Consider the following 1,924-nt stretch of genomic DNA (forward strand, 5'->3'; position numbering starts at 1 on the left):
GGGCTCCTTGAACAGCCTGCGGGCGGCCAGGCTGACGTAGACCAGGGCGACCAGCACGGGCACCTCGATGAGCGGGCCGACCACCCCGGCCAGCGCCTGGCCCGAGGTCACCCCGAACACCCCCACCGCCACCGCGATGGCCAGCTCGAAGTTGTTGCCCGCGGCGGTGAAGGCCAGCGTGGTGGCGCGGTCATAGCTCAGGCCGATGGCCTTGCCGAGCGCGAAGGAGCCGCCCCACATCAGCGCGAAGTAGGCCAGCAGCGGCAGCGCGATCCGGGCGACGTCGCCGGGCCGGTCGGTGATCGTGCCGCCCTGCAGGGCGAACAGGATGACGATGGTGAACAACAGCCCGTACAGCGCGATCGGGCCGATGCGGGGCAGGAACCGGCTCTCATACCAGTCCCGGCCGCGGGCGCGTTCGCCCAGGCGGCGTGAGGCGTATCCGGCGGCCAGCGGGATGCCGAGGAAGATCAGCACGTAGTAGGCGATGTCGAAGGCCGAGACGTCCAGCGCCGCCTGCGAGAGTCCCAGCCGGCCGGGCAGCAGATCGAGGTAGAACCAGCCCAGGACGCCGAAGGCGATCACCTGGAAGATCGAGTTGATGGCGACCAGGACGGCGGCGGCCTCGCGGTCGCCGCAGGCCAGGTCGTTCCAGATGAGGACCATGGCGATGCAGCGGGCCAGCCCGACGATGATCAGCCCGGTGCGGTATTCCGGCAGGTCGGGCAGCAGGATCCAGGCGAGGGCGAACATCAGTGCCGGGCCCGCGCCCCAGTTCAGGACCAGGGAGGCGATGAGCAGGCGGCGGTCGCCGGTCACGGTGCCCAGGCGGTCGTAGCGGACCTTGGCCAGCACCGGATACATCATCAGCAGCAGGCCGAGCGCGATCGGCAGCGAGATCTCGCCGATCTTCACCGACTCCAGCTCGGCGTTCAGCCCGGGAAGCAGGCGGCCGAGCAGCAGCCCGGTTCCCATCGCCAGGCCGATCCACACCGGCAGGAACCGATCCAGCGTGGACAGCCCGGCGATCACCCGCCGGCCGGAGCCGGTGACGGCGGTGTCCATCGGCTCACACCGCCGCAGGGAGGCTGAGCAGTGCCGACAACTCGCCCAGGGTCTCGGGCACCAGGCGGTAGTACACCCACGACGCGCGCCGTTCGGAGGTGAGCAGGCCGACCTCCTTGAGGACCTTGAGGTGGTGGCTGATGGTCGGCTGGGACACCTCGAAGGCGGCGGTGATGTCGCACACGCACACCTCGCCGCCCGCCCGGCTGGCCACGATCGACAGGATCCGCAGCCGCACCGGGTCACCGAGGGCCTTGAACCCCCGAGCCACCGCGGCGGCCCGCTCGGCGTCCAGCGGCTCGCGGGCCAGCGGCGGGCTGCACTCAAGCAGCTCCAGTGGTTCCATCGACCCTCCCCATATCGATATCCATCGAATTCAGTGTACATCTATACGATCAGGCAGCCCTACGGGCCAGCGAACGCTGCTCAGGCGGCGGGGACGCCGAGATCGGTCAGCAGGGCCCGCACCCGCCGCTCGATCTCGTCCCTGATCGGCCGGACGTCCTCGACCGGCAGACCGGCCGGGTCGTCCAGCTCCCAGTCCAGGTAGCGCTTGCCGGGGTAGACCGGGCAGGCGTCCCCGCAGCCCATGGTGACCACCACATCGGCGGCGCGGACGATCTCCTCGGTCCACGGCTTGGGGAACTCGCGGGAGATGTCGATGCCGCGCTCGGCCATCGAGGCGACCGCGGCCGGGTTGATCTCGGCGGCGAACTCCGACCCTCCCGACCAGGCCACCGCGTGCTCCCCGGCCAGTTCCTGGAAGAACCCCAGGGCCATCTGGGAGCGTCCGGCGTTGTGCACGCACAGGAACAGCACGATCGGCCGCCCGTCGTGTTTCCCCTCCACCCGGGCCAGG

General features: G+C 70.4%; 3 protein-coding genes. All 3 read right to left on the reverse strand.

Going from position 1 to position 1,924, the window contains the following annotated elements:
- On the reverse strand, positions 1–1,065 hold a 1,065-nt coding region (arsB, locus tag P3X83_RS43070), incomplete at its 3' end, for an ACR3 family arsenite efflux transporter (RefSeq protein ID WP_277311240.1).
- A gap of 4 nt (positions 1,066–1,069) precedes the next feature.
- Positions 1,070–1,411, reverse strand: coding sequence for a metalloregulator ArsR/SmtB family transcription factor (locus P3X83_RS43075; protein ID WP_277311241.1), 342 nt, complete (start codon positions 1,409–1,411; stop codon positions 1,070–1,072).
- A gap of 80 nt (positions 1,412–1,491) precedes the next feature.
- On the reverse strand, positions 1,492–1,923 hold the full coding sequence (locus P3X83_RS43080) for an arsenate reductase ArsC (RefSeq protein WP_277311242.1): 432 nt from the start codon (positions 1,921–1,923) through the stop codon (positions 1,492–1,494).
- Position 1,924 lies beyond the last annotated feature (1 nt).

Origin of the sequence: Spongiactinospora sp. TRM90649, from assembly GCF_029382225.1 — a bacterium.
Lineage (GTDB): Bacteria > Actinomycetota > Actinomycetes > Streptosporangiales > Streptosporangiaceae > Spongiactinospora.